At 69.1% G+C, this 24,778-nt stretch carries 25 protein-coding genes; 15 read left to right on the top strand and 10 right to left on the bottom strand.

Going from position 1 to position 24,778, the window contains the following annotated elements; translation table 11 throughout:
* Positions 1 to 120 precede the first annotated feature (120 nt).
* Complete coding sequence (locus tag A7B20_RS09360) at positions 121 to 1,098, top strand: SDR family oxidoreductase (protein ID WP_102108312.1); 978 nt, start codon at positions 121 to 123, stop codon at positions 1,096 to 1,098.
* A 3-nt stretch (positions 1,099 to 1,101) separates the two neighbouring features.
* Here A7B20_RS09360 and A7B20_RS09355 read toward each other — a convergent pair whose 3' ends face one another.
* The 8 genes from A7B20_RS09355 to A7B20_RS09320 form a co-directional block, all read right to left on the bottom strand.
* Positions 1,102 to 2,643, bottom strand: a complete 1,542-nt coding sequence (locus tag A7B20_RS09355) for an alpha-amylase family glycosyl hydrolase (protein WP_102108311.1) — start codon at positions 2,641 to 2,643, stop codon at positions 1,102 to 1,104.
* The gene (locus A7B20_RS09350) at positions 2,633 to 3,487 is read right to left on the bottom strand and encodes an SDR family oxidoreductase (RefSeq protein WP_102108310.1); all 855 of its coding nucleotides are present in this window, start codon (positions 3,485 to 3,487) and stop codon (positions 2,633 to 2,635) included. The genes A7B20_RS09355 and A7B20_RS09350 overlap by 11 nt, the downstream gene beginning before the upstream one ends.
* An 82-nt stretch (positions 3,488 to 3,569) precedes the next feature.
* Entirely contained in the window at positions 3,570 to 4,400 is an 831-nt protein-coding gene (locus A7B20_RS09345; protein WP_102108309.1) for an alpha/beta hydrolase fold domain-containing protein, read from the bottom strand.
* Complete coding sequence (locus A7B20_RS09340) at positions 4,397 to 5,179, bottom strand: SDR family NAD(P)-dependent oxidoreductase (RefSeq protein WP_102108308.1); 783 nt, start codon at positions 5,177 to 5,179, stop codon at positions 4,397 to 4,399. The genes A7B20_RS09345 and A7B20_RS09340 overlap by 4 nt, the downstream gene beginning before the upstream one ends.
* Positions 5,180 to 5,201: 22 nt before the next feature.
* Positions 5,202 to 6,524 (bottom strand): dihydrolipoyl dehydrogenase family protein, encoded by a 1,323-nt coding sequence (locus A7B20_RS09335; RefSeq protein ID WP_102108307.1) that lies wholly within the window; start codon positions 6,522 to 6,524, stop codon positions 5,202 to 5,204.
* A 197-nt stretch (positions 6,525 to 6,721) separates the two neighbouring features.
* Entirely contained in the window at positions 6,722 to 7,177 is a 456-nt protein-coding gene (locus A7B20_RS09330; RefSeq protein WP_157937646.1) for a hypothetical protein, read from the bottom strand.
* 153 nt (positions 7,178 to 7,330) lie between these two features.
* Positions 7,331 to 8,746: a PRC-barrel domain-containing protein gene (locus A7B20_RS09325; RefSeq protein WP_157937645.1), complete on the bottom strand. Its 1,416-nt coding sequence runs from the start codon at positions 8,744 to 8,746 to the stop codon at positions 7,331 to 7,333.
* Between the two features lie 279 nt (positions 8,747 to 9,025).
* A complete protein-coding gene (locus A7B20_RS09320; RefSeq protein ID WP_102108304.1) occupies positions 9,026 to 10,000 on the bottom strand; it encodes a substrate-binding domain-containing protein in 975 nt (324 codons plus the stop codon).
* 350 nt (positions 10,001 to 10,350) lie between these two features.
* On the opposite strand from A7B20_RS09320, the gene A7B20_RS09315 reads away from it, so the two are divergent.
* The 5 genes from A7B20_RS09315 to A7B20_RS09295 all read left to right on the top strand — a co-directional run bounded on the left by A7B20_RS09315 (position 10,351) and on the right by A7B20_RS09295 (position 13,856).
* Entirely contained in the window at positions 10,351 to 11,091 is a 741-nt protein-coding gene (locus A7B20_RS09315; RefSeq protein WP_102108303.1) for an ATP-binding cassette domain-containing protein, read from the top strand.
* A 10-nt stretch (positions 11,092 to 11,101) separates the two neighbouring features.
* On the top strand, positions 11,102 to 12,094 hold the full coding sequence (locus tag A7B20_RS09310; RefSeq protein ID WP_102108302.1) for an ABC transporter permease: 993 nt from the start codon (positions 11,102 to 11,104) through the stop codon (positions 12,092 to 12,094).
* A gap of 58 nt (positions 12,095 to 12,152) precedes the next feature.
* The gene (locus A7B20_RS09305) at positions 12,153 to 13,151 is read left to right on the top strand and encodes a LacI family DNA-binding transcriptional regulator (RefSeq protein ID WP_245866755.1); all 999 of its coding nucleotides are present in this window, start codon (positions 12,153 to 12,155) and stop codon (positions 13,149 to 13,151) included.
* A gap of 92 nt (positions 13,152 to 13,243) precedes the next feature.
* Entirely contained in the window at positions 13,244 to 13,471 is a 228-nt protein-coding gene (locus A7B20_RS09300) for an AbrB/MazE/SpoVT family DNA-binding domain-containing protein (RefSeq protein ID WP_102108301.1), read from the top strand.
* The gene (locus A7B20_RS09295; RefSeq protein WP_102108300.1) at positions 13,461 to 13,856 is read left to right on the top strand and encodes a PIN domain-containing protein; all 396 of its coding nucleotides are present in this window, start codon (positions 13,461 to 13,463) and stop codon (positions 13,854 to 13,856) included. Before A7B20_RS09300 ends, A7B20_RS09295 begins: the two co-directional genes overlap by 11 nt.
* 9 nt (positions 13,857 to 13,865) lie before the next feature.
* On the opposite strand, the gene A7B20_RS09290 is transcribed toward A7B20_RS09295, so the two are convergent.
* Positions 13,866 to 14,324, bottom strand: a complete 459-nt coding sequence (locus A7B20_RS09290; RefSeq protein WP_102108299.1) for an NUDIX hydrolase — start codon at positions 14,322 to 14,324, stop codon at positions 13,866 to 13,868.
* A complete protein-coding gene (locus A7B20_RS09285; RefSeq protein ID WP_102108298.1) occupies positions 14,321 to 15,982 on the bottom strand; it encodes a Na/Pi cotransporter family protein in 1,662 nt (553 codons plus the stop codon). The genes A7B20_RS09290 and A7B20_RS09285 overlap by 4 nt, the downstream gene beginning before the upstream one ends.
* Before the next feature lie 168 nt (positions 15,983 to 16,150).
* On the opposite strand from A7B20_RS09285, the gene A7B20_RS09280 reads away from it, so the two are divergent.
* From A7B20_RS09280 to A7B20_RS09240, 9 genes are all read left to right on the top strand, one after another.
* Complete coding sequence (locus A7B20_RS09280) at positions 16,151 to 16,957, top strand: DeoR/GlpR family DNA-binding transcription regulator (protein WP_102108297.1); 807 nt, start codon at positions 16,151 to 16,153, stop codon at positions 16,955 to 16,957.
* A 49-nt stretch (positions 16,958 to 17,006) separates the two neighbouring features.
* Complete coding sequence (gene phnD / locus A7B20_RS09275) at positions 17,007 to 17,981, top strand: phosphate/phosphite/phosphonate ABC transporter substrate-binding protein (RefSeq protein ID WP_102108296.1); 975 nt, start codon at positions 17,007 to 17,009, stop codon at positions 17,979 to 17,981.
* A gap of 60 nt (positions 17,982 to 18,041) precedes the next feature.
* Positions 18,042 to 18,836, top strand: coding sequence for a phosphonate ABC transporter ATP-binding protein (phnC, locus tag A7B20_RS09270; RefSeq protein WP_102108295.1), 795 nt, complete (start codon positions 18,042 to 18,044; stop codon positions 18,834 to 18,836).
* Positions 18,833 to 19,648, top strand: coding sequence for a phosphonate ABC transporter, permease protein PhnE (gene phnE / locus A7B20_RS09265; RefSeq protein WP_102108294.1), 816 nt, complete (start codon positions 18,833 to 18,835; stop codon positions 19,646 to 19,648). The genes phnC and phnE (A7B20_RS09265) overlap by 4 nt, the downstream gene beginning before the upstream one ends.
* On the top strand, positions 19,648 to 20,463 hold the full coding sequence (gene phnE, locus A7B20_RS09260) for a phosphonate ABC transporter, permease protein PhnE (RefSeq protein WP_102108293.1): 816 nt from the start codon (positions 19,648 to 19,650) through the stop codon (positions 20,461 to 20,463). Before phnE (A7B20_RS09265) ends, phnE (A7B20_RS09260) begins: the two co-directional genes overlap by 1 nt.
* Positions 20,427 to 21,365, top strand: coding sequence for an HAD-IIA family hydrolase (locus A7B20_RS09255; RefSeq protein ID WP_102108292.1), 939 nt, complete (start codon positions 20,427 to 20,429; stop codon positions 21,363 to 21,365). Before phnE (A7B20_RS09260) ends, A7B20_RS09255 begins: the two co-directional genes overlap by 37 nt.
* Positions 21,366 to 21,454: 89 nt before the next feature.
* The gene (locus A7B20_RS09250) at positions 21,455 to 22,525 is read left to right on the top strand and encodes a radical SAM/SPASM domain-containing protein (protein ID WP_102108291.1); all 1,071 of its coding nucleotides are present in this window, start codon (positions 21,455 to 21,457) and stop codon (positions 22,523 to 22,525) included.
* Between the two features lie 80 nt (positions 22,526 to 22,605).
* Positions 22,606 to 23,820 carry an ABC transporter substrate-binding protein gene (locus A7B20_RS09245; protein ID WP_425437143.1) on the top strand — a complete coding sequence of 405 codons (1,215 nt, stop codon included), beginning with the start codon at positions 22,606 to 22,608 and terminating at the stop codon, positions 23,818 to 23,820.
* Positions 23,821 to 23,866: 46 nt separating this feature from the next.
* A partial coding sequence (locus A7B20_RS09240) for an ABC transporter permease family protein (protein ID WP_483869994.1) occupies positions 23,867 to 24,778 on the top strand: 912 nt, incomplete at its 3' end.

Here is a 24,778-nt window from a genome sequence, read left to right as displayed (position 1 = left end):
CCACGGGCGCCGGCAGTCACTCTTCCGGCGCAACCCGCCCGGCCCAGCAGCTTCGGAGCTTTCCATGACATCTCGATCTGACCCTACCTTGCATCGCCGTTCCGCAGGGGAGGCGCGGCGATGAGCGGCCCCGTCACCGCCATCGTCCTTGGCGGCAGCGCCGGAGTGGGCCGCGCCGTGGTCTCGGCCCTGCTGGACGAGGGGCACCGGGTGGGCGTGATCGCCCGCGGGCAGGCGCGGCTGGACGAGATCGCGGCGGCCCACGGCGACCGCGTCGCCGTGGCCAGCGCCGACGTGGCCGACGCCGAGGCGCTGGAGGCGGCGGTGCGCGGGATCGTCGGATCGGGGGACGCGCTGCGCGTGTGGGTCAACTGCGCCATGGCGACCAGCTTCTCGCCCTTTGCCGAGGTCACGCCCGAGGAGTTCGACCGGATCGTGCGGGTGACCTTCCTGGGCCAGGTCAACGGCACGCGCATCGCGCTGAAGCTTATGGAGCGCGGCAACATCGTCAACGTGGGCTCGGGGCTCGGCTATCGCCCGGTGCCGTTGCAGGCGGCCTATGTCGCGGCGAAGCACGCGATCAACGGGTTCACCGGTGCGCTCAGGTCCGAGCTGATCGCCGAGAAGCGGCCGATCCAGCTGTCGCTGGTGCAGCTGCCCGCGATCAACACGCCGCAGTTCACCTGGGCGAAGAACCGTCTGGCCCACAAGCCGCAACCCGCCCCGCCGATCTTCGCGCCCGAGCTTGCCGCGAAGGCGGTGGTGCAGGCGGCGAAGACCGGCGCGCGGGAGCTGCTGGTGGGCAAGTCGGTGCTGAAGCTGGTGTTCGGCGACATGCTGCTGCCGGACTACATCGACCGGCGGATGAGCAGGGACGGTGTCGAAAGCCAGCATTCGGACATGCCCGAACCGGGCGGGCGGCCCGACAACCTGTTCCAGCCGGTGGACCACCCCGCCAGCGCCGCGGGCGACTTCGGGGACCGCGCGTCGGAGAGCGGGGTGATCGTGGACGGCGACCGGGCGCGCAAGCTGCTGCTTGGCGGCGCGGTGGGGGCGGGGCTGGTCGTCGGCTTCCTGGCGGGGCTGATCCTCGACTGAGGATCAGTCCAGCTTCCAGACGGCGGCGCGCCACTCGGCGTCGCCGTTGCCCTTCAGGGCGAAGCAGAGGGCGTCGTCGTCGATGGCGGGCGCATCGGCTTCGGGGCCGTAACCGAACCAGGCGCGGAAGCGTCCCTGCTCTCCGAGAAGGCACAATTCCAGCCAGTCCTCGCCGTGGTCGCACTTCTCCATCGCCGCCGCGGCCCAGCCCATCTCGCGGCGCAGCGCGATCAGCCTGCGATATGTCGCGGCGACGCCGTCCTCCTGCTGCGCCTGCCGCAGCGGTCCGGGCTGCCAGCGCATCGGCAGCCACGGCGTGCCATCGGTGAAGCCGAAGTTCCCGGCGTCGGGGTCCCAGGGCATCGGCACGCGCGGACCTTCGCGGCCCGGGTGGTTGGGCCAGTAGAGAAGGTCGTAGGGATCGGTGATCTCCTCCTTCAGAAGCTCGGGCTGCGGCAATCCCCATTCCTCGCCCTGGTAGAGGATCCAGGGGCCGGGCAGCACCGCCATGAGCAGGGCGAAGAACCGCGCCTCCTCGGGGGTGCCGCTGCGGTTGTGGCGGGGCTGGTCGTGGCAGGACATCCAGTGCGCGAAGCGTTGCAGGTCGGTCTGGTCCACCGCCCGCGCCACCACCGCCGGGGCGCCGTGGCTTTCCGGCAGGTCGGTGGAATAGGCGGCGTCCAAGCGGCCCGGGGCGCTGAAGGACATGCAGATCTCGAACGACTTGTTGCCGGTGCCGATCTCGCCCAGAAGCCAGGCGTCCTCTCCGGCCCAGTCGCGCAGCTTCTGGGCATAGTCGGCGCCGTCGCCGGGCAGCATGTCATGGACGTGGTCCTGCCAGGTGTAGGGGCTGAAATCCGGGCCCTGCACCCTGGCCTTCACCTCGGGCGTCGCGGGGGGATTGTCGGCCAGGCTCTCGTCCCAGAGATAGGAGGTGACGGCATCGAAGCGAAAGCCGTCAACGCCCCGGTCGCGCCAGTAGCGGATCTGGTCCCGGTGCGCCTCCTGCACCTGCGGATGGCGCAGGTCCAGCGAGGGCTGGCAGGCAAGGAACTGGTGGAAGAAATACTGCCGCCGCCGGTGGCTCCAGGTCCAGCCCGGGGTGCCGAAGAAGGACAGCCAGTTGTTTGGCGGCGTTCCGTCGGGTTTCGGGTCGAGGAAGAGATAGCGTTCGGCCATCGCGTCGTCGCCATCGAGGGCCGCCACGAACCACGGGTGTTCGCAGCTTGTGTGGTTCAGCACCTGGTCGACGATCACCCTCAGCCCCAGCTCGTGCGCCCGCGCGACCAGCCGGTCGAAATCCGCGAGCGTGCCGAGACGGGGTTCGACCGCCCGGTGATCGGCGACGTCATAGCCGCCGTCCGCCCAGGGCGAGACGTAATGCGGGGCCAGCCAGATGGCATCGACGCCGAGGCTTGCGACGTGGTCCAGCTGCTCGGTCACGCCGTTCAGATCGCCCACGCCGCTTCCGGTCGTGTCCCGGAAGGAGCGCGGGTAGATCTGGTAGACGGTGGGCGCCTTCGGCCACGGACGCTCAGGCGCCAACGATCTTGCCGCCGTTCGGGTGAAGCGTCTGCCCGTTGTAGTAGCTGCCGTCGGAGGAGCAGAGGAACAGGTAGGCCGTGGCGACCTCCCACGGCTGCCCGGCGCGCCCGAGGGGTGTGCCGGATCCGAAGTCCTCGACCATGTCCTCGGGCATGGAGCCGGGGATGAAGGGCGTCCAGATCGGCCCCGGGGCCACGGCGTTCACCTGGATGCCCCTGTCGACGAGGTTCTCGGCCAGGGACCGCGTGAAGGCGAGCGTGGCGCCGCGGGTGGTGGAATAGGCGATGAGCGAGCTGTTGCCCTTGAAGGCGTTGACCGAGGTCGTGTTCACGATCCGCGCCCCTTCCTTCAGGTGCGGCAGCGCGGCCTGGGTGCAGAAGAAATAGCTCATCACGTTGGAATCGAAGGTGCGGCGCAGGGTTTCCTCGGAAAGCTCGGTCAGCTCCTCGTCGAGCCACTGCATCGCGGCGTTGTTGATCAGGATGTCGAGCTTGCCGAACCGCTTCACCGTCTCCTCGACGACGTGGGTGGCGTGGTCCTTCCTCCCGAGGTCGCCGCGCAGCAGCAGCGCCTCGCTGCCCTCGTTCTCGACCAGGCGCTTCGTCTCGTTGGCGTCCTCGTCCTCTTCCAGGTAGGCGATGGCGACCTTCGCGCCTTCGCGGGCGAACAGCACGGCCACCGCGCGGCCGATGCCGCTGTCGCCGCCGGTGACAAGGGCCACCTTGTCCGTCAGCTTGCCGACGCCGGGGTGGCGCGGCAGGTAGTCGGGGGCGGGGTGCATCCTGTGTTCGTCCGCAGGCATGTTGCCTTGGCTCTGGGCCGGAATCTTGACGTTGTCGTTCATGGGATCGGTCCTTTTCGGGGACTGTTTTCGAAGTCGTGGCGGCAACGTGCCGGGCCGGGCGATGTTCCTTGCCGCCCCCGCGTCATCCGGGCGCAGCCGCGAAGGCGGCGAGCGCGTCGAAGGTCGCGGCCCCGTCGGGCAGGGCATCGGGCCAGAGCGGCCAGAGATGGCAGAGGCCCTGCCGTATGTCCGCCTGCACCGGCACGCCCGCCCGGCCGAGGGCCGGGATCAGCAGGAGCGTGTCGTCAAGCAGCACCTCGTCCGTGCAGGCGGTGATCCAGACCGGGGGCAGGGCCGAGAGGTCGGCGTTGAGGGGCGAGCCGTCGGGGTGGTCGGCGACGCTTTCGCCGAAAGAGAGACGCGCGAGGGCCAGGTCCTGCGCGTCGTCGTTCATCGCGTCGCGGGCGCTGTTCCTCTGCCGCGTGGTGCTCTGGCCGCTGCGGTCGGTGTTGGGGGAGATCAGGATCAGGCGACCGGCCTTGCCGGGACGGCGCAGCGCCGAAAGAAGCGCCAGCTGCCCGCCCGCGCTGTCGCCGCCAAGGTCCGTGGTGCCGGGCAGGGCGTCGAGCACCGCCAGCATGTCCTCCAGCGACGCGGGCCAAGGGTGTTCGGGCGCGAGGCGGTAGTCGGGCAGGATCACCGGGCGGTTCAGCACCCCGGCCAGGCGGTCGGCCAGCGCAGCATGGGTGGCGGGAGAGCCGAAGACCAGACCGCCGCCGTGGGCCCAGAGCAGGGGCGCCGGGCCGTCGTTGCCGAACACGGTGCAGCGCACGCCGCCGATGGTCTCCGCCCGCCCGTCGGGACCCTTCGGCGCAAGGGAAGCGAAGGCCGCCCGCATCTCCTCGGGGCTGCCTTCGACCGGGTGGTCGGCGATGTGGCGTTGCAGCGCCGACCAGCCGCGCGGCCCGCTCATATGTTGATCGAGCCGACCGCGCCGCCGTCCACCCGCCAGTTCGCGCCGGTGACGAAGGAGGCGAGCTCGGAGCAGAGCAGGGCGACCACCGGCGCGACCTCCTCGGGTCGGCCGCGGCGTTCCAGGACGAGATAGGGTCGCTGTTCCTTCAGGAAGCTTTCCACCGCCTCCTCGATCGAGGTGCCCATCTCCTTCGCCCGCTTCTCCATCATGCCGTCGGTCATCGGCGTCTCGATGAAGGCCGGGGCGACGCAGTTCACCAGCAGTCCGGATTTCGAGTGCTGCATGGCGACCGACTTGGCGAAGCTCAGAAGCGCCGATTTGGCCGAGTTGTAGACCGTTTCGTCGGGATAGGGCTGGGCCACGTTCTCGGACGTCACGAAGACGACACGACCCCACCCGCGGTCGATCATCGGGGGGCAGAGGTGGCGGGCCAGCCGCACCGCGGACAGGAAGTCGATGTCGAGCGCGTCCTTCCAGTCCTCCTCGGACATCCGGAGCGGATCGCCCTTGCCGCCGGTGACGCCGGTGGCGTGGAACCAGATGTCGAAGCCGGTGCCGGCCTCGGCGACCAGCTTCTCGCAGCCTTCCTGCGACGACACGTCGGCGGCCGCGAAATCGGCGCCCAGTTCCGACGCCGCTTCGGCCAGCTTGTCGGCGTCGAGGTCGGAGAGGAACAGCTTCACCCCCTCGCGGTGCAGGACGCGGGCGGTTTCCAGCCCCAGCCCGCCTGTCGCGCCGGTGATGAGCGCGCGTTTTCCTTCGATCTTCAGGTCCATTTTCGTCTCCGGTGTGGGGTGTTCAGCAGTAGGGAGCGGTCAGCAGGCCTTCGGCCATGGTCGGGTGCACCGGCAGGGCGCGGTCGAAATGCGAGGTCGGATGACCGGCGGCGATCAGTTGCGCGGCGATGCCGATGGCCTCGGCCACGCCGTCTCCGACGAGGGCGACGGCGGACAGCCCGCCCCTGTCGGTGCCGTAGGCCCAGAAATCGCAGGCCGTGCCGCCGAAGACAGTGTTCTCCAGCGGCGTGCTGGTGTCCTTCCGCTTCAGCGTGTCCTTGCGCCCGACCTCGGCCACGGGCGGCAGCAGGAAGGCGGTGGTCGCGACGCGGTCGAGGTCGCAGGGCCGTGCCGCGCCGTCGCCGAACAGCCGCTCGGCCAGCACGCGGCCGTCGTCGATGGCGACCGGCGTCAGCGGCAGGCGGTCGGCGCAGTCGCCGATGGCGTGCAGGCCGGGACGGGAGGTGGTCAGGCAATCGGTCGCGATGTGACCACCTTCGGTGATGTCGATCCGGTCCCGGAGGTCGCCGAGGACGTCGAGGTTGGTGTCGCGCCCGGTGGCGAGCAGCACCTTGTCGGCGTCCAGGATCCCGCCGTTGTCGAGCGTGATGCGGAAGCCCTCGCCATCGCGGACGACCGAGCGGGGTTCGCGGCCGAGATGCAGCGTCACGCCCTGGGCGCGCAGGTTGTCGGCGGCGACGGATCGCAGCGGGTCCGAGAACTCGGTCAGAACTGTCTCGACATCCGAGACCAGCGTGACCTCGGACCCGAGCGCGGCGTGGATCGCGGCGAATTCGCAGCCGATGTAGCCTGCGCCGACGACGACGAGCCGCGGCGGCACCGCCGTCCAGCCGAAGACGTCGTCGCTGACATCGCAGAGACCGGCACCGTCGAACGCCGGGCGCGCGGGCCGACCGCCGGTGGCCAGAACGACGTGCGGTGCGCGCAGGGTCGTGTCGCCGACCGAGACGGAGGTGGCGTCGCCGTGCCGTTCCAGTCGCGCAGTACCCTGCACCCGGGCGACGCCGCAGCTCTCCAGCTTTCCGGCATAGGAGTCGACGATCTCGCCGATCTTGCTGTCGCGCCGCTTTTTCAGGGTGTGCAGGTCGACGGCGGGTACACTGTTCACGATGCCCGTTCCGGCCAGTCCGGACATCTCGCGCAGGGTGCGCGCGACGGTCCACAGCATCTTCTTCGGCACGCAGCCGCGGTTGACGCAGGTGCCGCCCAGGGTGTCCCGCTCGACAAGGGCGATCTTTGCGCCGCGGTCCGAGGCTGTGCGGGCGAAGGACAAACCGGCGGAGCCGCCGCCGATCACGATTGCATCGAATGTCGTATCGTCCATTGCCGTCCCCGCCCAGTCGCAGGAAGGCAACCAGACCCGCCGCGTCTGGTTCCGGAACCGGTTCAGATTGTCGCGGGGCGGGTCTGGGGTTTGGTCTGGATCGTCCGGGCGGAAAGCGGTCTTCCGGGCCGGTCGGGCCTCTGTCCCTTCAGTGGCCGGGCGCGAGGCGCGGGGACGCGGCGCGGGGCCTGCGCGACTCAGGAGTCGTCCAGGACGTCCACCTTTGCATCGCCCTCGACGTCGATGACGGTCTCGTCGCTCGCCCCATCGTCCTGGGCGGTGGAGCCGGTGTCGGCGTCCGGGTTCGCGGCGGCGCTGTCGGTCCCGGAAGTGTCGGCGGCCGTTTCCGGCTCGGCGGCCGGCGCGGTTGATGCGGTTCCGGTTTCGGCGGCCGGCGTGTTGGATGCGGTTCCGGTCTCGGCCGGAGTCGCCTCGTCAGCGGTGCCGGTCGTGGCGGAGTCGGACGCAGAATCGGTGTACTGCGACGAAGTCTCGTCGGCGGGCACCTGCTCGGCCACGGGGTCGCCGCGCCAGGCGTTTCCGAACAGCAGGTAGAGGATCAGCAGGACGACGACGACCCCCGCGACGATCACGCCCCAGCGTGTTCCCGAGGATGTCGATGCGCGCCTGTCGGTGGGTGGTGGACTGGCCATGGTTGGTATTCCTTTTCTGGTCGGACCCTGTCGCGGTCCGATTGGCCCGCGGCGGAAGGCCGCGGGCGGTCCGGTCGGCGGGGAGGCGCGGTCTGGCGGCTCCCCGCCGGGCTGCCCTTGGGGCGGCCCCGCGACAGGGGAAGAAGGCGGGGGTCAGCCCGCTTCGGGATAGCCCGTCAGCCGTTCCTGGCTGGCGTCGATGTAGACCCGCAGGTCATCGTTGCCCTGCGCCCGCAGGACCGTCAGATCCGTGAACGGGATCTCGACCCGCTGCGAATCCGCCCCGGTCAGGGCGCCGACATCGACGATGACGGTCTCCGGCTGATCCTCGGCCATGGAGAGTTCGCCGATCTCGCTGACGTCCTGTCCGCGCACGCCATAGACGGTCGTGCCTTCCAGATCGGCCGTTTCCAGGTTCTGCAGGTCCACCCGCTCGTAACCGTCGCGCCGCACGTTGGGCCCGCTGTTCCGGGCCATGTCCTGGCCGTCGTTCTGGCCAGGGGTGTCCCCGGTCAGCGTGGCCTGCCCGGCATCCGCCTGCGCCTGCGCCGTGTCGTTCGAGGCGTCGGTCCCGCCGTTTGCGTTGGCGCTTGCGTCGGCCTGGCGGTTCTGCCCGGTGGCCTGCCGGGCGTCGGCATCGTCGGCATTGCCCGCATTGTCGGCGAAGCGGACGGTGGGCTCGCCCGACTGCGTCCAGTTCACCTTCGGCTCACCCGACGAGTTCACCTTGACCTCGGCCTCGGCCTGTTCGAAGCGGACCTTCGGTTCGCTGCGCGACATCTGCACGTTCGCCTGCTGCTCCGAGTCCTGGAAGATGATCTTCGGCTCGGCGCGGTTCATGGTCACGTCGGCCTCCTTGGCGGCACCCTCGGCACCGGCCTGCGCCTGGCGCTGCTCCACCGCGATGCCGGGCGAGTTCTCGGGGTCTTCCGCCTGGTACAGGTCAAGCTCGACCTCGGGCTTCGGGACCGTGACCTGCACCCGCGGCTCGGCCTGGCGCACCTCGATCTTGGGGCGCGCGTCCGCGACATCCACGTTCGGGTCGGGCATCGTCACGATGATCTCGGGGGCGGGCTGGTCAATGGTGACGGTCGGCTGCGGGATGTCGAGCGTCACGCGCGGCGCGGCCTGGCGCACCACGATGTCGATGGGCCCCTGCGAGACGTTCACGCCGGGGGTCGCGCCGGAGACGGAGACCTCGGCCGCCTGCTCCTGCACGTCGACCTTGGGCGACTGCTGATCGACGATCACGCGGCCCTCGATCACCACCTCGTCCTCGAGCCGGACACGCGCCCGCTCGGTGTCGCGTACGACGCCCTCGGCGCTGACCTGCACCAGCCACGCCTCGCACTGCTGGGCGTCGTCGCCCTGGACCACCCGGTCGAATTCGTCGCGCGAGATGTCGGAGTTCTCAAAGTCGACGTCCGCGGCCGCCTGCTCGAGTTCCGCGCAGGGGTCGGCCTGATCCTGGGCCATCGCGAGGCCCGGAACGAAGGCCGGGGCCGCCATTGCGCCGCACAGCAGGGCGCTGCGGACGGAGGGGAAAACTGTCAGCTTTGTCAAAGCCATGATGGTATGCCTTTCTTCCGTGTAGAAGTTCTGTCTGGCCCCTCGAACAGGCTCATCACGGGAACGTTCCAGAAAAAAAACATGCCGCCGGGCCGGTCGATGCACCGGGCGGCGGCCTTTGGCGGAGCGGGGAAAGGTCCAGCGTGGCTGTGGCCGGGGTGCGCCCCGCCCGGATGCGGGACTCCGGACGTGCGACAGATGCCCCGGGGTCGAACGCACTGCGCCCCGCCGGGGCGGGGCGCAGGCGGGGGCCTTGTCCGGGCCCGCGAGACGCGGGCGTCAGTTGTCCTTGCAGAAGCCCGGATCGTCGCCATTGCAGACGTCGAGGCCGGTGAACAGCGGATCTTCCACGCTTTCGCCGTTGATGAGCTGGATCATCACGTCGGGCGCGCGCAGACCCATCTCGAACGGCCGCTGGCCGACCTGGGCGTGGCTGCGCCCTTCGCGGAAGGCCTTGGTCTGCGGCGGCAGCGTGTCGCCGGCGATGATGACAAGCTCCTTCGCGTTGAGCTTGTCCATCACCTGATCCGTCACCTGCGCATAGGCCTGCGGCGCGAACTGCGCCCATCCGCCGACGAGCACGAAGGCGTCGAGGTCCGGGTTCGCGGTGAAAACGTCGGACATCTGCTGGTTGGCGAGGTCGGCCTGGTCGTTGGTGAAGACCGGGCAGCCCTCGATCTCGGTCCAGCCGCCCTGTCCGGTCAGCCGGTCGATGCCCTTCTCGCCCCCCGCCGTGTCGCGGAAACCCTGGGCGCGGGCGTTGATGTTGTCGGCGGCGACGTTGCCGAGCTGCAGGCAGACCGTCCCGCCCTCGGGCTTCAGCTTCGCCGCCTCCTCGGCCATCTTGACGCCCATGAGGTAGTTGTCGGTGCCGAGGTAGGTCTTGCGCAGGTCGCGGTCCTGCTCGAGGAAATCGGCGTCCACCGTCATCACCGGCACCGAGGGGGCGATGTCGCGGATGCGGTTCGCCATGGCCGGCGCGTTCGAGGGCGAAATGGCGATGGCCGCGACGCCCTTGGACAGCAGGTCATCGACGATCTGCACCTCGCCCGCCTCGTCGGCGGAGGAGGCGGGGCCGGTGTAGAGGCACTTGTACTCGCTGTCCGCGTGCTCCTCCATCCACTTCTTGCAGCCGAGGTTGATCTGCTCGAAGAACGGGTTGTCGAGCCCCTTGACCACGATGGCCAAGGTCTTCGAATCCTGCGCCAGGGCGGACCCCGCGGCCAGGGCGGCGACGCCAGCGGCCGCCAACATGCTTATCTTGCGTTTCAATTTCTCTCCTCCCAGTGAAAGATCCGCCCGCGTTGGGGCCCGGCCCGGGTTCGGCCCGGACCTTCGGTTATGCGTGGCGCCCCCCGATTGCCGAAGCTGCCACGCCCGCTCGAAAACCGACCTCCCGTCCGACTGCACGTCGTGGCCGAAGGGGCGCGACCGGGATTCCGGTACGCGACGTCCTTCCCGGCGACGGTACAAACAATGCGCTAATGAAGGGCAGCATATTTGCTAATATTAATCGGTCAAGTCTGGAATTTGATTAGCAAGCCGATAAACTCGGGCCCGAATCCGGCGCCGACCGGAGCAGGGCCATCCGGGGAGGGGTGCGCATGGAGCGGCTGAGTCTGAAAGGCATTTCCCGCAACTTCGGCGCCATCCGCGCGCTGGAGAACGTCTCGCTGGAGCTTGGCGCGGGCGAGGTCATGGGCCTGATGGGCGACAACGGGGCGGGCAAGTCGACGCTGGTGAAGATCATCGCCGGCAACTTCCGCCCCTCGTCGGGCGAGATCCGGATCGACGGCAGGAAGATCGACTTCCACCGCCCCATCGACGCGCAGCGCGCGGGGATCGAGGTGGTGTATCAGGACCTGGCCCTGTGCGATCACCTGACCGCGGCCTCGAACGTGTTCCTGGGGCGCGAGCCGGTGCGCAAGCTCGGGCCGCTGCGGCTGATCGACTATCCCGCAATGCACCGGCAGGCGGGGCAGCTGTTCGCCCAGCTGAAGTCCGAGACCCGCCCCCGCGACGTGGTGCGGCGGATGTCGGGCGGGCAGCGGCAGGCGGTCGCCATCGCCCGCACGCTGCTGTCGAAGGCGCGGATCGTGCTGCTGGACGAGCCGACCGCCGCGATCTCGGTCCGGCAGGTGGCCGAGGTGCTGGACCTTATCCGGCACCTGCGCGACGAGGGGATCAGCGTCGTGCTGATCAGCCACCGGATGCCCGACGTCTTCTCCGTCGCCGACCGGATCGCGGTGCTGCGGCGCGGCAGCCTCGTCGCCAGCAAGCCGGTCCGCCAGAGTTCGCCCGAGGAGGTCACGGGCCTCATCACCGGCGCCATCGAATACGCCTGAGGAGGACGCCATGACATCCACCCTCGACTCCGCCATCGCCCAGAGCCGGAACCGCGGCCCCCTGTCGCATCTGATCAACCACCAGGTCTTCTGGGTCTTCCTGGCGGCGCTTCTGGCCTGCCTCGCGCTCAGCGTCATGACCGATGCCTTTGCGACCCAGCGGAACCTGTTCAACGTCTCGCGGAACTTCGCCTTCGTCGCGATCATCGCCATCGGCATGACGGCGGTGATCGCCTCGGGCGGAATCGACCTGTCCGTGGGCTCGACCGTGGTCATGTCGGCCATGGTGATCAGCGTCGTCATGGCGGCGGGCTGGCCGTTCTGGATCGGCGCGGCGGCGGCGATCGGAGCCTCGCTGGCGATCGGGCTGATCAACGGCGTGCTGATCGCCTATGCCGGGATGCCGTCGTTCGTGGTCACGCTCGGGATGCTGTCGGCGGCGCGGTCGGCCGCGATGGTGCTGTCCGACAACAAGATGATCTGGAGCTTCGGGCCCGACCACGACCTTCTGCTCTGGGTCGGCGGCGGATCGACCCTGGGCTTGCCGCATCCGCTGTTCGCCCTGCTGGCGCTGACGCTGGTCATGGCCTTCGTCTTCCGCTGGGCGCGGTGGGGCCAATACGTCTTCGCCATCGGCTCGAACGAGCAGGCGGCGGTGCTCACGGGCATTTCCGTGCGCCCGATCAAGGTGTCGATCTACATGTTCTCGGCCTTCACCGCGGGGCTCGCGGGAATCCTGATGGCCGGGTGGCTCGGCAGCGTGACGACGAACCTCGGCACCGCGATGGAGCTGACGGTGATCGCGGCCGCCGTCATCGGCGGCGCCAACCTGAACGGCGGCGAGGGGACGGTGCTGGGCGCGGTCGTCGGCGCGCTGCTGATCGAGGTGATCCGGAACTCGCTGATCCTGCTCGGGATCTCGACCTTCTGGCAGGGCATGTTCATCGGCACCTTCATCCTGATCGCCGTGGCCTTCGACCGCATCCGGCACATGCAACGCTGATATGGACGCCGCCCGGGCAAGCGGATATGCCCGCCGCGTGTCGCAGGGAGAGGAACGCGTGAAACCGACGATGATGGACGTGGCCGCGCGGGCAGGGGTCTCGCAGGCGACCGTTTCGTTGGTCCTGAACAGCAGCGCCCGCGCCCGGCTGAGCGCATCCACACGCAAGAAGGTGCGCGAGGCGGCCGAGGAGCTGGGCTATCGCCTGGTGCGCCGGACCACGAAGCGCAGCCCGGCCGAGAGCAAGACCATCGGTTTCGTCGTCGACGAGCTGACCACCGATCCCTGGATGCCCATGGCCTTCGAGGGCGCGCGCGAGAAGGCGCTGGAACACGGCGTCACGATGACCCTCGCGGTGCTGCGCGGCGACGACGATCTGGAACGCCAGGCGCTGGAGCAGCTGGGCCGCCAGTCGGTGCTGGGCCTGATCCTCGGCACGATGCTGACCCGACGGCTGGACCCGCCGCCGCTGGTCTTCGATCTGCCCGCGGTGCTGGTCAACTGCTACGATCCTGGGCGCAAGCTGCCCTCGATCCTGCCCGGAGAGCTTGTGGGCGGGCGGACGGCCACGCAGCGGCTGATCGACGCCGGGCGCAGGCGGATCGGGCTGATCAACGGGCAGGACGGTCTGGACGCGACCCGCGACCGCCTGCGCGGCTATCGCCAGGCGCTGGCCAGCAACGATCTGCCCTTCGACCCCGCGCTGGTGTTCCCCGGCAACTGGGAGCCGTCGGCGGGGTACGAGGGGACGCGGCAGATGATGGCGCTGGCCGATCCGCCCGACGCCTTCTTCTGCGCCAACGACATGATGGCGGTCGGCTGCTATGACGCGTTGAAGGAGATGGGCAAGCGGATCCCGGAGGACGTCTCGGTGGTCGGCTTCGACAACCGCGAGATCGCGCAGTTCATGCGCCCGCCGCTGACGACGCTGATCCTGCCGCATTACGAGATGGGCGCCATGGCGGCCGAGATGCTGCTGGACATGGCGGGCGGGCTGCAGAACGGGCATGACCAGATCAAGGTCGAGTGCACGCTGCTGGATCGGGAGTCGGTCTGAACGATCCCTGACGCCGAATGCGCGCCGCCTTGTTCCGCGACGGCTTTGGATATACATTTCCTGCGATGTCTATCCGTGGCGGAGGATCCGGGATGCAGGTGGCGAAGTGGGGCAATTCGCTGGCGGTGCGCCTGCCCGCGGCGCTGGCGCGCGAGCTGGGGCTGAAGGAGGGCGACCAGGTGGAGCTGGTGGCGGGCGAGGGCGCGTTGACCGTGCGCCGGGCCCCCGCGGCCGAGGAGGTTCTGGCCGGGCTGCGCCGGTTCCGCGGGCGGCTGCCCGAAGGTGGGCAGCTGAGCCGCGACGCCGCCCATGAGCGATGAGTTCGCGGACACCAACGTGGTGCTGTACCTGCTGGGCGAGGGCGCGAAGGCGGACCGGGCCGAAGCGGTGCTGGCGCGGCGGCCGCGGATCAGCGTGCAGGTGCTGAACGAGGCGGCGGTGAACTGTCGGCGCAAGGCGGGGATGGACTGGACCGAGACGGCAGCGTTCCTGGCCGGGGTCCGTGCGCTCTGCCCGGTCGAGCCGCTGACGGCCGAGACCCACGACGTGGGGCGCGCGCTGGCGGAACGCTACGGCTTCGCGGTCTATGACGGGATGATCGTCGCGGCGGCGCTGCTGGCGGGCTGCACGACGCTCTGGAGCGAGGACATGCACGGCGGGCTCCTGGTCGAAGGGAGGCTGAGGCTTGTTGATCCCTTCGCCTGAGCGGCCGTGTCAGGAGGCGCGGCGCTTCTCCTCGATGTGGCGCAACTTCTCGGGGTTCTTCGCCAGGTCCTTCAGCAGCTCGGTCAGGTCCTTCTCGTTCACGAGCTTCGCGGCTTTCTTGATCGAGAACCAGTGCCGCTTCCTTTCCTTCCGCTCCTTCCAGCGCGGCTTCAGCCGGTCGACCATCATCGGATAGACCGTGACGCGGCACAGCACGCTTCCGCGGCGGCCCGCGTCCTTGACGTAATCGTAGGTGCCGAGCGGTTCGTCGGAGATGAAGCCGGTGGCGCCCGCTTCCTCGAGCGCCTCGATCTTCGCGGCCTGCCAGGGCTTCTTGCCGTCCATCAACCAGCCCTTCGGCATCACCCAACGGCCGGTGTCGCGCGACGTGACCATGAGCACGCGCAGCTTGCCGGACTTGTCCCAGTGGACGGGCAGGGCGGCGATCTGGTCGGCGGGGGTCTTCATGCGGGCTGCCTTGCGTCGGTGCGTCGGGCGAGACGGGTCGACAGCAGGTCGCCGGTCTCCTCCGCGATGGGATAGGCGACATAGGTCAACGCGGCGTTGATCTGCTTCAGCAGGCGCAACACCTCCTGGTGGATGTTCGAGGTCTCGATGCTGGCGGTGCTGCCCTGCTGGAGGCGGCGCAGGTGACGCTCCTGCAACGCCTGCTCCTCGCCGCGGATGCGGTCCTTCTCGGCGACGAGCTGGCGCGCGGCCTCGGCATCGCCGGTGGTCAGGACGCTGAGGGCCAGCTGGCCGTTGGTCACGATCTGGTCGTGGAAATCCTCGAGCTCGGCCAGTCCCTCGGGCGAGAAGGTGAGCGCCTGGTCGTGCATCTTGCGGGCCAGCGCGGTGAGGTTCACGGCGACGCGGTCGGCGGCCTCCTCCAGGTTGTTGGCCAGGGCCACGATGTCGAGCGTGCGCTTCTCGTCCTCGGGCGCGAGTCCGGTCTGGCGCAGGCGCGAGATGTAGATCTTGGTGTCGAAATGCATCCGGTCGATGGCGTTCTCGCGCAGGTCGATGGCACGGGCGAGTTCGGGATCCCAGCTGCGGAAAAGTTGCATCGCGGGCACGAGAATGGCCTGCACGGTCTCGGCCATGCGCAGCAGTTCCCGCTGCCCGCAGGCCAGGGCGAGGCCGGGGGTGTCCAGCGCCTCGGGGTCGAGGGCCGAGACGGCGGCGGCCGTGGGGCGCGCGTCGCGGGGCAGCACGCGGTCGGCCAGGGCGACCAGCGGGGTGGTGAAGGGCAGGGCGAGGGCGACCATCGCGGCGTTCAGCGCGATGTGTAGGGTGACGGCCTGCTGGCCGGGACTGCCGCCGATGAGGTCGGGGCCGAGAACGCCTTCGAGGAACAGCGCGAGGAACAGCAGCGTCGTGGTGCCGCGCGCGACGAGGTTGCCCGCGAGGACCAGGCGCGCGGGGCGTTCGGACTGCCAGAGCAGGGCGAGCGGGATCAGCGCGCCGCCGAGGTTTGCGCCGATGACCAGCGCGAAGGCCACCGGCGCGGCGATCAGCCCGCCCGCGGCGAACGTGGCGAAGGTCAGCACCGCGGCGATGGTCGAATGCATCGCCCAGGCCAGCAGCGCGCCGATGACGAAGGCGCTGAGCAGGTCGGTGCGGAAGTAGGCGGCGATCGACTGTACGATGGGATTCTCGCCGATGGGGGCGGTGGCCTCGCCGATCATGCCGAGGGCGATCAGCACCAGCGCGAAGCCGATGACGATGCGCCCGGCCTGCTTGGCCTTGCGGCTTTGCGCGCGGAAGAAGGCGGCGACGCCCAGGATCAGCGCGAAGGGCACGATGTCGTCGATCGGCAGGACGAGGATCTGGGTCAGCAGCGCCGAGCCGAGGTCGGCGCCGAGGATCAGGGCCAGGGCCGCGGGCGCGGCGAGCATGCCGGAGACCGCGAAGCCCGCGCCGATCAGCGCCACGGCGGTCGAGCTCTGAAACAGCATGGCTGCGGCACCGCCGCTGGCGGCGGCGGACAGGCGGTTCGACGACAGTGTCCTGAGCAGGCGCTTCAGCTCGGGCATGAAGGCGCGCTCGACCCCGGTCCGGATCAGGCGCACCGCCCAGAGCAGGAGCGCGACGGCTGCCGCCAGATGTGCAGCAAGCACGATCATTCGGCGTTATCCCGGTGTAATTTCGGCTTCGGCATGGCCGCGCGGACGAATGCCCGCAAAATTTCCTTGTTTGCCCGAGTTGAACACCGAACATTGGCAACTGCAACAAAATTGTTGAAATTAAATGTGAAACACCACAAAACTTGACCGGAATCCGAGGGAACCTCCATGGCGGACGTGGACACAGGCAGGAAGGAGACCGGGGCGAAGCTCCGGAAATCCGAGCGGCGGCGCCAGATCCTGCTGGAACTGAAGCTGCGTCCCCACGTCCGGATCAGCGAGCTGGCGCAGCGCTTCGACGTCTCGACCGAGACGGTGCGTCGCGACCTCGACTCGCTGGCCCAGAACGGGCTGATCTCCCGCGCCCACGGGGGCGCCTCGGCGCCGGTGCAGGGGCATTACCCGGGACTGAGCGAACGCTCGAATGCCCGCGGCGCCGAGCGCGAGCGGATCGGGAAGCGCGCGGCCGAGCTGGTGCGGGAAGGCGAGACGGTGATGATCGACTCGGGCTCGACCACGATCGAGGCGGCGCGCGCGCTGGCCTGGCTGGGCACGCCCTGCACCGTCATCACCAACTCGATCCCCGTCGCCATGACCATCGGCCACGGCACGCCGCAGGTGCTGCTTTGCCCGGGCGAATACCTGCCGCCGGAATCCGCGCTGATCGGCACCGAGACGCTGGAGTTCCTGGCGCGCTTCAGCGTCGACCGCTGCCTGATCGGCGCCTCGGGCTTCTCGGCCGAGGGGCCGTCGGAAACCGTGCGCGGCTTCGCGGCGGTCAAGCGGGTGATGATCGCCCGGGCGCGCGAGCGTCACCTGCTGATCGACTCCGACAAGTTCGACCGCAAGGGGTTTTCCCGTGTCGGCGACATGGAAGAGCTGACCTCGATCGTGACCGACCGGAAGCCGCGGGGCGAACTTCTGAGTGCGATCGAGGGCGCGGGGGTGGACATCCTCGTCTGTCCCGGCTCCTGATAGGCGAAAACCAGACGCGGCGGAAAAGCCGCACCCAAGGGAGGAAAGAATGAAACACGATCTGAAACTGCTGTTCGGCGCGTCCGCCGTCGCCCTCATGTCGCTGGCGGGCGGCGCCGTCGCGCAGGACTGCCCGCACGGCGACCTCGACGACCGCTACTGCGACGCCGACGGCGACATGGTCGCCGACATCCCCACCGACGAAAGCCAGCTGCTGGATCCCGACACGCTGATCTTCGCCTACACCCCGGTCGAGGATCCCGCGGTCTACAAGACGGCCTGGTCCGATTTCCTCGACTACCTGGCCGAGAAGACGGGCAAGGAGATCGTCTTCTTCCCGGTCCAGAGCAACGCGGCGCAGATCGAGGCGATGCGTTCGGGCCGGCTGCACATCTCGGGCTTCAACACCGGCTCGAACCCGCTGGCTGTCAACTGCGCGGGCTTCCGGCCCTTCACGATCATGGCGTCGAAGGACGGCCATTTCGGTTACGAGATGGAACTGATCACCTATCCGGGCTCGGGCATCGAGAAGGTCGAGGACATCAAGGGCAAGCAGCTGGCCTTCTCGTCCGAAACCTCGAACTCGGGCTTCAAGGCGCCCTCGGCGATCCTGAAGAGCGACTACGACATGGAAGCGGGCCGGGATTTCGAACCGGTGTTCTCGGGCAAGCACGACAACACGGTGCTGGGCGTGGCGAACAAGGACTATCCCGCCGGGGCCGTCGCCAACTCTGTCATGCAGCGGATGATCGAGCGGGACGTGATCCAGCCCGAGCAGGTGAAGTCGATCTACAAGTCGCAGACCTTCCCGACGACCGGCTTCGGCGTGGTCTACAACCTGAAGCCCGAGCTTCAGGAGCAGATCAAGGATGCGTTCTTCACCTTCGACTGGGAAGGCAGCTCGCTCCAGGAGGAGTTCAAGAAATCCGGCGAGGAGCAGTTCATCGAGATGAACTACAAGGATTTCTGGGACGTGATCCGCAAGATCGACGCGGCGAACGGCGTTTCCTACGCCTGCCAGTAACCTTTGGTTGACCGTGCGGGGCCGGACCGGCCCCGCCTGCACCCTTGCGAAGGGCCTTTCATGCTGCGTCTGAAGAACCTCACCAAGACCTACAGGACCGGCGACCAGGCGCTGAAGGGCATCGGCCTCGACGTGCCCAAGGGCCAGGTGCTGGCGCTGATCGGGCCGTCGGGCGCGGGCAAGTCCACCCTGATCCGCTGCATCAACCGGCTGGTCGAGCCGACGGGCGGCGAGGTCTGGCTGGACGACACCGAGTTGACGCATCTGGGCGCCGGTGCGCTGAGGAAGGCGCGGCGCGAGATGGGGATGATCTTCCAGGAATACGCGCTGGTCGAGCGGCTGACGGTGATGGAGAACGTGCTTTCGGGGCGGCTGGGCTATGTCGGATTCTGGCGCAGCTTCCTGCGGCGGTTTCCGCAAAGCGACGTGGACGAGGCGTTCCGCCTGCTCGACCGGGTGGGCCTTCTGCACATGGCCGACAAGCGGGCGGACGAGCTGTCGGGCGGGCAGCGACAGCGGGTCGGGATCTGCCGGGCGCTGATCCAGAATCCGAAGCTTCTGCTGGTGGACGAGCCCACGGCCTCGCTCGACCCGAAGACCAGCCGCCAGATCATGCGGCTGATCACCGAGCTTTGCGCCGAGCGGGGGCTGGCCGCGATCATCAACATCCACGACGTCGCGCTGGCACAGATGTTCGTGCCGCGGGTGGTGGGGCTGCGTTTCGGCGAGATCGTCTATGACGGCGGGCCGAACGGGCTGACGCCGGACAAGCTGACCGAGATCTACGGCGCCGAGGACTGGGAGGCTACGATCCGCAAGGTCGAGGACGAGGAAGAGATCGAGGCCGCGGAATGAGCCACCGGGAGCTGGACGACATGCTGGGCACCGCCTGGCGCAAGCCGCCGCTGGTCCGGCGGGCCTGGCTGCGCTGGACGCTGCTTCTCGGCTTCGCGGTCTATCTCGTCGCCGCCTTCGCCACCATCGACGTCGACTGGGGCCGGGTCTACGAGGGGCTGGACCGGGGCTGGGCCTTCGTGATGTCCTTCACCCGGCCCGATTTCGTCTCGCGCTGGAGCGACATCTGGAGCGGGCTCCTGGAGAGCATCGTGATGACCGTCGCCGCCTCTGTCGTGGGCATCGCGATCTCCATTCCCATCGGCCTTGGCGCGGCACGCAACATCGCGCCGCTGCCGGTCTACGTGATCTGCCGCGGGCTGGTCGCCATCAGCCGGGCACTTCAGGAGATCATCGTCGCGATCCTGCTGGTGGCGATCTTCGGCTTCGGCCCGCTGGCCGGCTTCCTGACCCTGTCCTTCGCGACCATCGGCTTCCTGTCGAAGCTGCTGGCCGAGGATATCGAGGCGATGGACCGCTCCCAGGCCGAGGCGATCAGGGCGAGCGGTGCCAAGTGGCTGCAATGGATCAACTACGGCGTCCAGCCGCAGGTGATGCCGCGGCTCGTCGGGCTTTCCATGTACCGCATCGACATCAACTTCCGCGAAAGCGCGATCCTCGGGCTGGTCGGCGCCGGGGGGATCGGGGCGACGCTGAACACCGCCTTCGACCGCTACGAATACGACACCGCGGCGGCGATCCTGATCCTGATCATCGGCATCGTGATGGCGCTGGAGTACCTCTCGGGCGTCATCCGGGCGAGGGTGCAGTAATGCCGGTGCTGGAACGCGGGGGCGCACAGGTCTGGCAGCGCCGCACCATGGGCGAAAGGCTGGTGCGCTGGATCGGCTGGCTGATCGGGCTCGTCGTCTTCGCCGTCTGCTGGCAGAAGATCAGCGAGTCGACGACATGGTTCTTCGTCTGGGACGCGCCGCGGATCGCGGGCGACATCTGGGACCGGGCGACGCCGCCGAAGTGGGAATACATCGCGCGGCTCGGACGGCCGATCTGGGACACGTTGAACATCGCCACGCTCGGCACCATGATCTCGCTCTGCCTCGCCGTGCCGGTGGCGTTCCTCGCCGCGCGCAACACCACGCCCTCGGCGCTGTTCGTGCGGCCGGTGGCGCTGCTTATCATCGTGGCGACGCGGTCGATCAACTCGCTGATCTGGGCGCTGCTGCTGATCGCGATCATCGGGCCCGGGGTCTTCGCCGGGGTGGTCGCCATCGCGATCCGCTCGATCGGCTTCTGCGCGAAACTGCTCTACGAGGCGATCGAGGAGATCGACGCGACCCAGGTCGAGGCGATCTCGGCCACCGGGGCAAGCCGCTGGCAGGTCATGGCCTATGGCATCGTGCCGCAGATCCTGCCCGCCTTCGCCGGGATCGCCGTGTTCCGCTGGGACATCAACATTCGGGAATCCACCGTGCTGGGGCTGGTCGGGGCCGGGGGCATCGGGTTGCAGCTGTCGTCCTCGCTGAACGTGCTGGCCTGGCCGCAGGTCAGCCTGATCCTGCTGGTGATCCTCGCCGCCGTCGTCATCAGCGAATGGGTCTCGGCCAAGGTCCGGGGGGCGATCATCTGAACGCGCTGACAGCAGAGCAGGCGCTGGCCGCCTACGAGGGGGTGCGCCACCGGCTGCCGGTGGCCGTGCCGCCGCACCGGACGTTCCGTCGCATCGCCACCCTCGACGACGTGGCCGAGGCCTTCGACGTGTTCCTTCTGGACGCCTTCGGGGTGCTGAACATCGGAGAGACGGCGATCCCCGGCACGCGCGAGCGGATCGCGGGACTGAAGGCCGCGGGCAAGCGGGTGCTGGTGGTGTCCAATGCCGCGGGCTATCCCCATGCCGCGCTGATGGAGAAATACCACCGGCTGGGCTTCGACTTCCTGCCCGAGGACGTCATCACCAGCCGGGTGACGCTGCTGGCCGGGCTGGACGGGCAGCGGGACATCCACTGGGGGCTGATGGCGACGCGCAGCACCGGGCTGCGCGACCTGGAGGGGCTGCGCCTGACTTACCTGGAGGAGGATCCGGAGACCTATGGTTCGGTCGACGGGTTCCTGATGATCGGCAGCGCGGCGTGGACCGAGGAACGGCAGGCGCTGCTCGAGTCCGCGCTGGCCGAGAGGCCCCGCCCGGTGCTGGTCGGCAACCCCGACATCGTGGCCCCGCGCGAGGTCGGATTCTCGACCGAGCCCGGGCATTTCGCGCACCGCCTCGCCGACCGGACGGGGGTGAGCCCCCGGTTCTTCGGCAAGCCCTTCGGCAACATCTTCGACATCGCCTTCGCGCGGCTCGGGCCGGTGGACCGGGGGCGGGTGCTGATGGTGGGCGACAGCCTGCACACCGATATCCTCGGCGCGCAGACGGCGGGCGTCGCCTCTGCCCTCGTGGCCGATTACGGCTTCTTCGCCGGGCAGGACGTGGCAAGGGCCATCGAGACCACGGGAATCGTCCCGGACTTCGTGGTCGACCGTCCCTGAGAAAGGTGCGGCCTGACGAAGACGTGAAGCACCGTCACACAGGCGGCGCCAGCCTTGCCTCGGTCCGCGAAACGTCTAGGGTCCGGGGCATGGAGAGCATATATTACGTCCTCAGCTGGGCCTGTCACCGCAAGTGCAAGCACTGCTACGAATCCCGGTTCCGCCCCTACGTGCGCGGCGCCCTGCGCGGTGTCGTCGACGAGGCGAAGGCGACCTTCCCCCGGGTGATCGCCAACCTTCCCGACGAGCTGCGTTACCTCGACCTGTCCGCCCCGTCGGAGACCGAGCCCGGCGGCTATGTCGCGCGGCCCGGGCGGATCATCGTCGCAGGGGGCGAGGTTCTGGTCGATCCGGTGCGCGAGGAGGTGCTCTATCCCGCGCTGGAGGCGATGCAGGCGAAATATGCGGGGCAGGGGGTGCGGGTGATCGTGCAGACGACCGGCGATCTGGTGACGCCCGCCATCGTCGATGACCTGCTGGCGCGCGGGGTCTGGATGATCTCCTGCGCGGGGATGGACGATTTCCACGTCGGCATGGAAGGCGAGAAGCGGGTGCCGCTGCAGGAGCGGCTGCGCGAAATGTTCGAGGCGGCGGGGATGCGCGACAGCGTTTTGGGCGTCACCGTGCGCGACTGGTCGGACCAGGCGCGCGACACCCCGGTCTATTCCTTCTTCGGCGCGACCGAGGATGCCTGGATCGGAAAGATCTGGCCGCGGGGCCGGGCCTGGGAGAACTCGCTGTCGAAGGCGACGATCCTGGACAACTTCTGCAACGCCTGGTCTGGGGGGCTGAACTTCCTCAACCGCGGCTTCTCGGGCTCGGAAGTGTCGATCGATCCGAACGGCGACGTGTTTCCCTGCTGCCTGAAGACGGCGGTGCCCCTCGGCAACCTGCGGGAAGAGCGGCTGGAAGCCATTCTGGACAGTCTCGTTGGTCATCCGGCGTTCGAGGCCATCGCGGCCGGCCATCCCGAGCGGATGGGCACCTCCCACGGCTGGGACCTGGCGCGGTTCCTGGAGGAGTCGCGGACGGTGAAGCCGAACGGCGAGCCCTACCGCAACCTCTGCATCGGCTGCGACAGCTTCCACCGCAAGGTGCTGGGCCCGGAGATCGAGCGGCTGCGCAGCGAACGGCTGGCCGCCTTGCAGGCGGCCGAGTAGCCCTTGGCGCGTCGCGCTGGCGCCCGGCCGGGCGGTCCGGTACGTGGGGTCAATTTCAGGATGGAAGGCGGACGGTGCGGATGATCGGAAACATGGTGCGGGGGCTTCTGGCCGCGGCGGCGCTGGCGACGGGCGCGGGGGCGCAGTCGCCCGATCCCGCCGACTGGGATGCGGTGCTGGAGGCGGCGCGGGGGCAGACCGTGTATTTCAACGCCTGGGGCGGGTCGAACACGGTGAACGACTATATCGCCTGGACCGCGGAACAGGTGCAGGACCGCTTCGGCGTGACGCTGGAGCATGTGAAGCTGTCGGACACCGCCGAGGCGGTCAGCCGGGTGATCGCGGAACGCGCGGCCGGGCAGGACACGGGCGGCGCGGTGGACCTGATCTGGATCAACGGCGAGAACTTCGCGGCGATGAAGGCGCAGGACCTGCTGTTCGGCCCCTGGGTCACGGACCTGCCGAACTGGCAGTACGTCGATCCCGCCGCCAATCCCGCGGTCGATACCGATTTCACCATCCCGACCGACGGGCTGGAGGCGCCTTGGGGCATGGCGCAGGTCGTGTTCTTCCACGATACCGACCGGGTCGACGCTCCGCCGAAGAGCATCGCAGCCCTCGGCGACTGGGCGGCGGCCCATCCGGGTCGCTTCGCCTTTCCGCAGCCGCCGGATTTCCTGGGCTCGACCTTCCTGAAACAGGCGCTGATGGGGCTGACTCCGGATCCCGCCGTGCTGCAGAAGCCGGTGGAGGATGCGGATTACGAGGCGGCGACTGCGCCGCTCTGGTCCTATCTCGACGCGCTGACGCCGAACCTCTGGCGCTCCGGCAAGGCCTATCCGCAGAGCGGGCCGCGGCTGATCCAGCTGATGGCGGACGGCGAGATCGACATCGCGCCGAGCTTCAACCCCAACGAAGCCTCGAACGCGATCGCCAATTTCGAGCTTCAGGACACGGTGCGCACCTATGTTCTGGACGGCGGCACCATCGGCAACGCGAGCTTCCTCGCCATTCCCTACAACGCCAACGCGGCGGCGGGGGCCATGGTCGTGGCGAACTTCCTGATGTCGCCTGAGGCGCAGGCGCGCAAGCAGGACCCGGCGGTCTGGGGCAGCGGCACGATCCTGGCCATGGATCGGCTGGACGACGCGGGCCGGGCGCTGTTCGACGGCATCGAACTGGGCGTCGCGACCTTGTCCCCGGCCGACCTGGGCGAGACGCTGCCCGAGCCGCATCCAAGCTGGATGACCCGTCTGGAAGAGGACTGGACCCGCCGCTACGGCGTGGCGGAGTAAGGTGACGGGCGTCCGCGACGCAGGGCTTTCGGGGCTTGTGCGCCCCGTGCCCGGGCGTCCGCGGCTTCTGCCCTGGGCCCCGGCGCTGACGCTGGCCGCGCTGATCGGGCCGATCGGGGCGGGGTTGCTGGGCACGCTCGCCCCGGCGCTCGGCTACATGCCCGCGCTCGGCGGCGCGGAACTGACTCTGGCGCCCTTCGCCGACCTTCTCGCCTGGCCCGGCTTGCGCGCCGCCTCGGCGCTGAGCGTCGGCGTCGGGCTGGCCGCCACGGCGCTGTCCCTGGGCCTTGTCATGCTGATCGCCGCCGGCTGGGCCGGCACCCGGGCCTTCCGCACGGTCGAGCGGGTGCTGTCGCCGCTCCTTTCCGTTCCCCATGCCGCCGCGGCCTTCGGGCTGGCCTTCCTGATCGCGCCCTCGGGCTGGATCGCCCGGGCACTCTCGCCCTGGGCGACGGGGTGGGACAGGCCGCCGGACCTGCTGATCGTGCAGGATCCGGTCGGGATCGCGCTGATCCTCGGGCTGGTCGCAAAGGAGATGCCGTTCCTGATGCTGATGACGCTGGCCGCGCTGACCCAGGCGCGCCCGGCGCAAAGCCTGACGGTGGCGCGCGCGCTTGGCTACGGCCGCGTCACGGGATGGCTGAAGACGGTGTTTCCCGCCGTGTATCGCCAGATCCGCCTGCCGGTCTATGCCGTGCTCGCCTATTCCATGTCGGTGGTGGACGTCGCCATCATCCTCGGGCCGAACACGCCGCCGTCGCTGTCGGTGCAGGTGGTGCGGTGGATGCACGACCCCGACCTCGCGCTGCGGTTCCGCGCGGCGGCGGGGGCGATGCTGCAACTCGGGCTGGTGGTGGCGACGCTGGCGCTGTGGCGTGCCTTGGAACTGGCCGTGGCGGCGGCGGGCGCGCGCTGGACCGCGGCGGGCGGGCGCGGCGGCGCGGTGGTCGAGCGCTGG

Source organism: Oceaniglobus roseus (genome assembly GCF_002869745.1).
Classification (GTDB): Bacteria; Pseudomonadota; Alphaproteobacteria; order Rhodobacterales; family Rhodobacteraceae; genus Oceaniglobus; species Oceaniglobus roseus.
Note: the sequence above shows the minus strand (reverse complement) of the source record. Positions and strands in the feature narration are given on the sequence as shown.

What these genes read in the sequence shown, in the direction of transcription:
- A7B20_RS09360 (WP_102108312.1), top strand. Translation starts at nt 121, where the DNA reads ATGAGCGGCCCCGTCACCGCCATCGTCCTTGGCGGCAGCGCCGGAGTG.
- A7B20_RS09350 (WP_102108310.1), bottom strand. Translation starts at nt 3,487, where the DNA reads ATGAACGACAACGTCAAGATTCCGGCCCAGAGCCAAGGCAACATGCCT.
- A7B20_RS09345 (WP_102108309.1), bottom strand. Translation starts at nt 4,400, where the DNA reads ATGAGCGGGCCGCGCGGCTGGTCGGCGCTGCAACGCCACATCGCCGAC.
- A7B20_RS09340 (WP_102108308.1), bottom strand. Translation starts at nt 5,179, where the DNA reads ATGGACCTGAAGATCGAAGGAAAACGCGCGCTCATCACCGGCGCGACA.
- A7B20_RS09335 (WP_102108307.1), bottom strand. Translation starts at nt 6,524, where the DNA reads ATGGACGATACGACATTCGATGCAATCGTGATCGGCGGCGGCTCCGCC.
- A7B20_RS09330 (WP_157937646.1), bottom strand. Translation starts at nt 7,177, where the DNA reads ATGGCCAGTCCACCACCCACCGACAGGCGCGCATCGACATCCTCGGGA.
- A7B20_RS09325 (WP_157937645.1), bottom strand. Translation starts at nt 8,746, where the DNA reads ATGGCTTTGACAAAGCTGACAGTTTTCCCCTCCGTCCGCAGCGCCCTG.
- A7B20_RS09320 (WP_102108304.1), bottom strand. Translation starts at nt 10,000, where the DNA reads ATGTTGGCGGCCGCTGGCGTCGCCGCCCTGGCCGCGGGGTCCGCCCTG.
- A7B20_RS09315 (WP_102108303.1), top strand. Translation starts at nt 10,351, where the DNA reads ATGGAGCGGCTGAGTCTGAAAGGCATTTCCCGCAACTTCGGCGCCATC.
- A7B20_RS09310 (WP_102108302.1), top strand. Translation starts at nt 11,102, where the DNA reads ATGACATCCACCCTCGACTCCGCCATCGCCCAGAGCCGGAACCGCGGC.
- A7B20_RS09300 (WP_102108301.1), top strand. Translation starts at nt 13,244, where the DNA reads ATGCAGGTGGCGAAGTGGGGCAATTCGCTGGCGGTGCGCCTGCCCGCG.
- A7B20_RS09295 (WP_102108300.1), top strand. Translation starts at nt 13,461, where the DNA reads ATGAGCGATGAGTTCGCGGACACCAACGTGGTGCTGTACCTGCTGGGC.
- A7B20_RS09290 (WP_102108299.1), bottom strand. Translation starts at nt 14,324, where the DNA reads ATGAAGACCCCCGCCGACCAGATCGCCGCCCTGCCCGTCCACTGGGAC.
- A7B20_RS09285 (WP_102108298.1), bottom strand. Translation starts at nt 15,982, where the DNA reads ATGATCGTGCTTGCTGCACATCTGGCGGCAGCCGTCGCGCTCCTGCTC.
- A7B20_RS09280 (WP_102108297.1), top strand. Translation starts at nt 16,151, where the DNA reads ATGGCGGACGTGGACACAGGCAGGAAGGAGACCGGGGCGAAGCTCCGG.
- phnD (WP_102108296.1), top strand. Translation starts at nt 17,007, where the DNA reads ATGAAACACGATCTGAAACTGCTGTTCGGCGCGTCCGCCGTCGCCCTC.
- phnC (WP_102108295.1), top strand. Translation starts at nt 18,042, where the DNA reads ATGCTGCGTCTGAAGAACCTCACCAAGACCTACAGGACCGGCGACCAG.
- phnE (WP_102108294.1), top strand. Translation starts at nt 18,833, where the DNA reads ATGAGCCACCGGGAGCTGGACGACATGCTGGGCACCGCCTGGCGCAAG.
- phnE (WP_102108293.1), top strand. Translation starts at nt 19,648, where the DNA reads ATGCCGGTGCTGGAACGCGGGGGCGCACAGGTCTGGCAGCGCCGCACC.
- A7B20_RS09255 (WP_102108292.1), top strand. Translation starts at nt 20,427, where the DNA reads ATGGGTCTCGGCCAAGGTCCGGGGGGCGATCATCTGAACGCGCTGACA.
- A7B20_RS09250 (WP_102108291.1), top strand. Translation starts at nt 21,455, where the DNA reads ATGGAGAGCATATATTACGTCCTCAGCTGGGCCTGTCACCGCAAGTGC.
- A7B20_RS09245 (WP_425437143.1), top strand. Translation starts at nt 22,606, where the DNA reads ATGATCGGAAACATGGTGCGGGGGCTTCTGGCCGCGGCGGCGCTGGCG.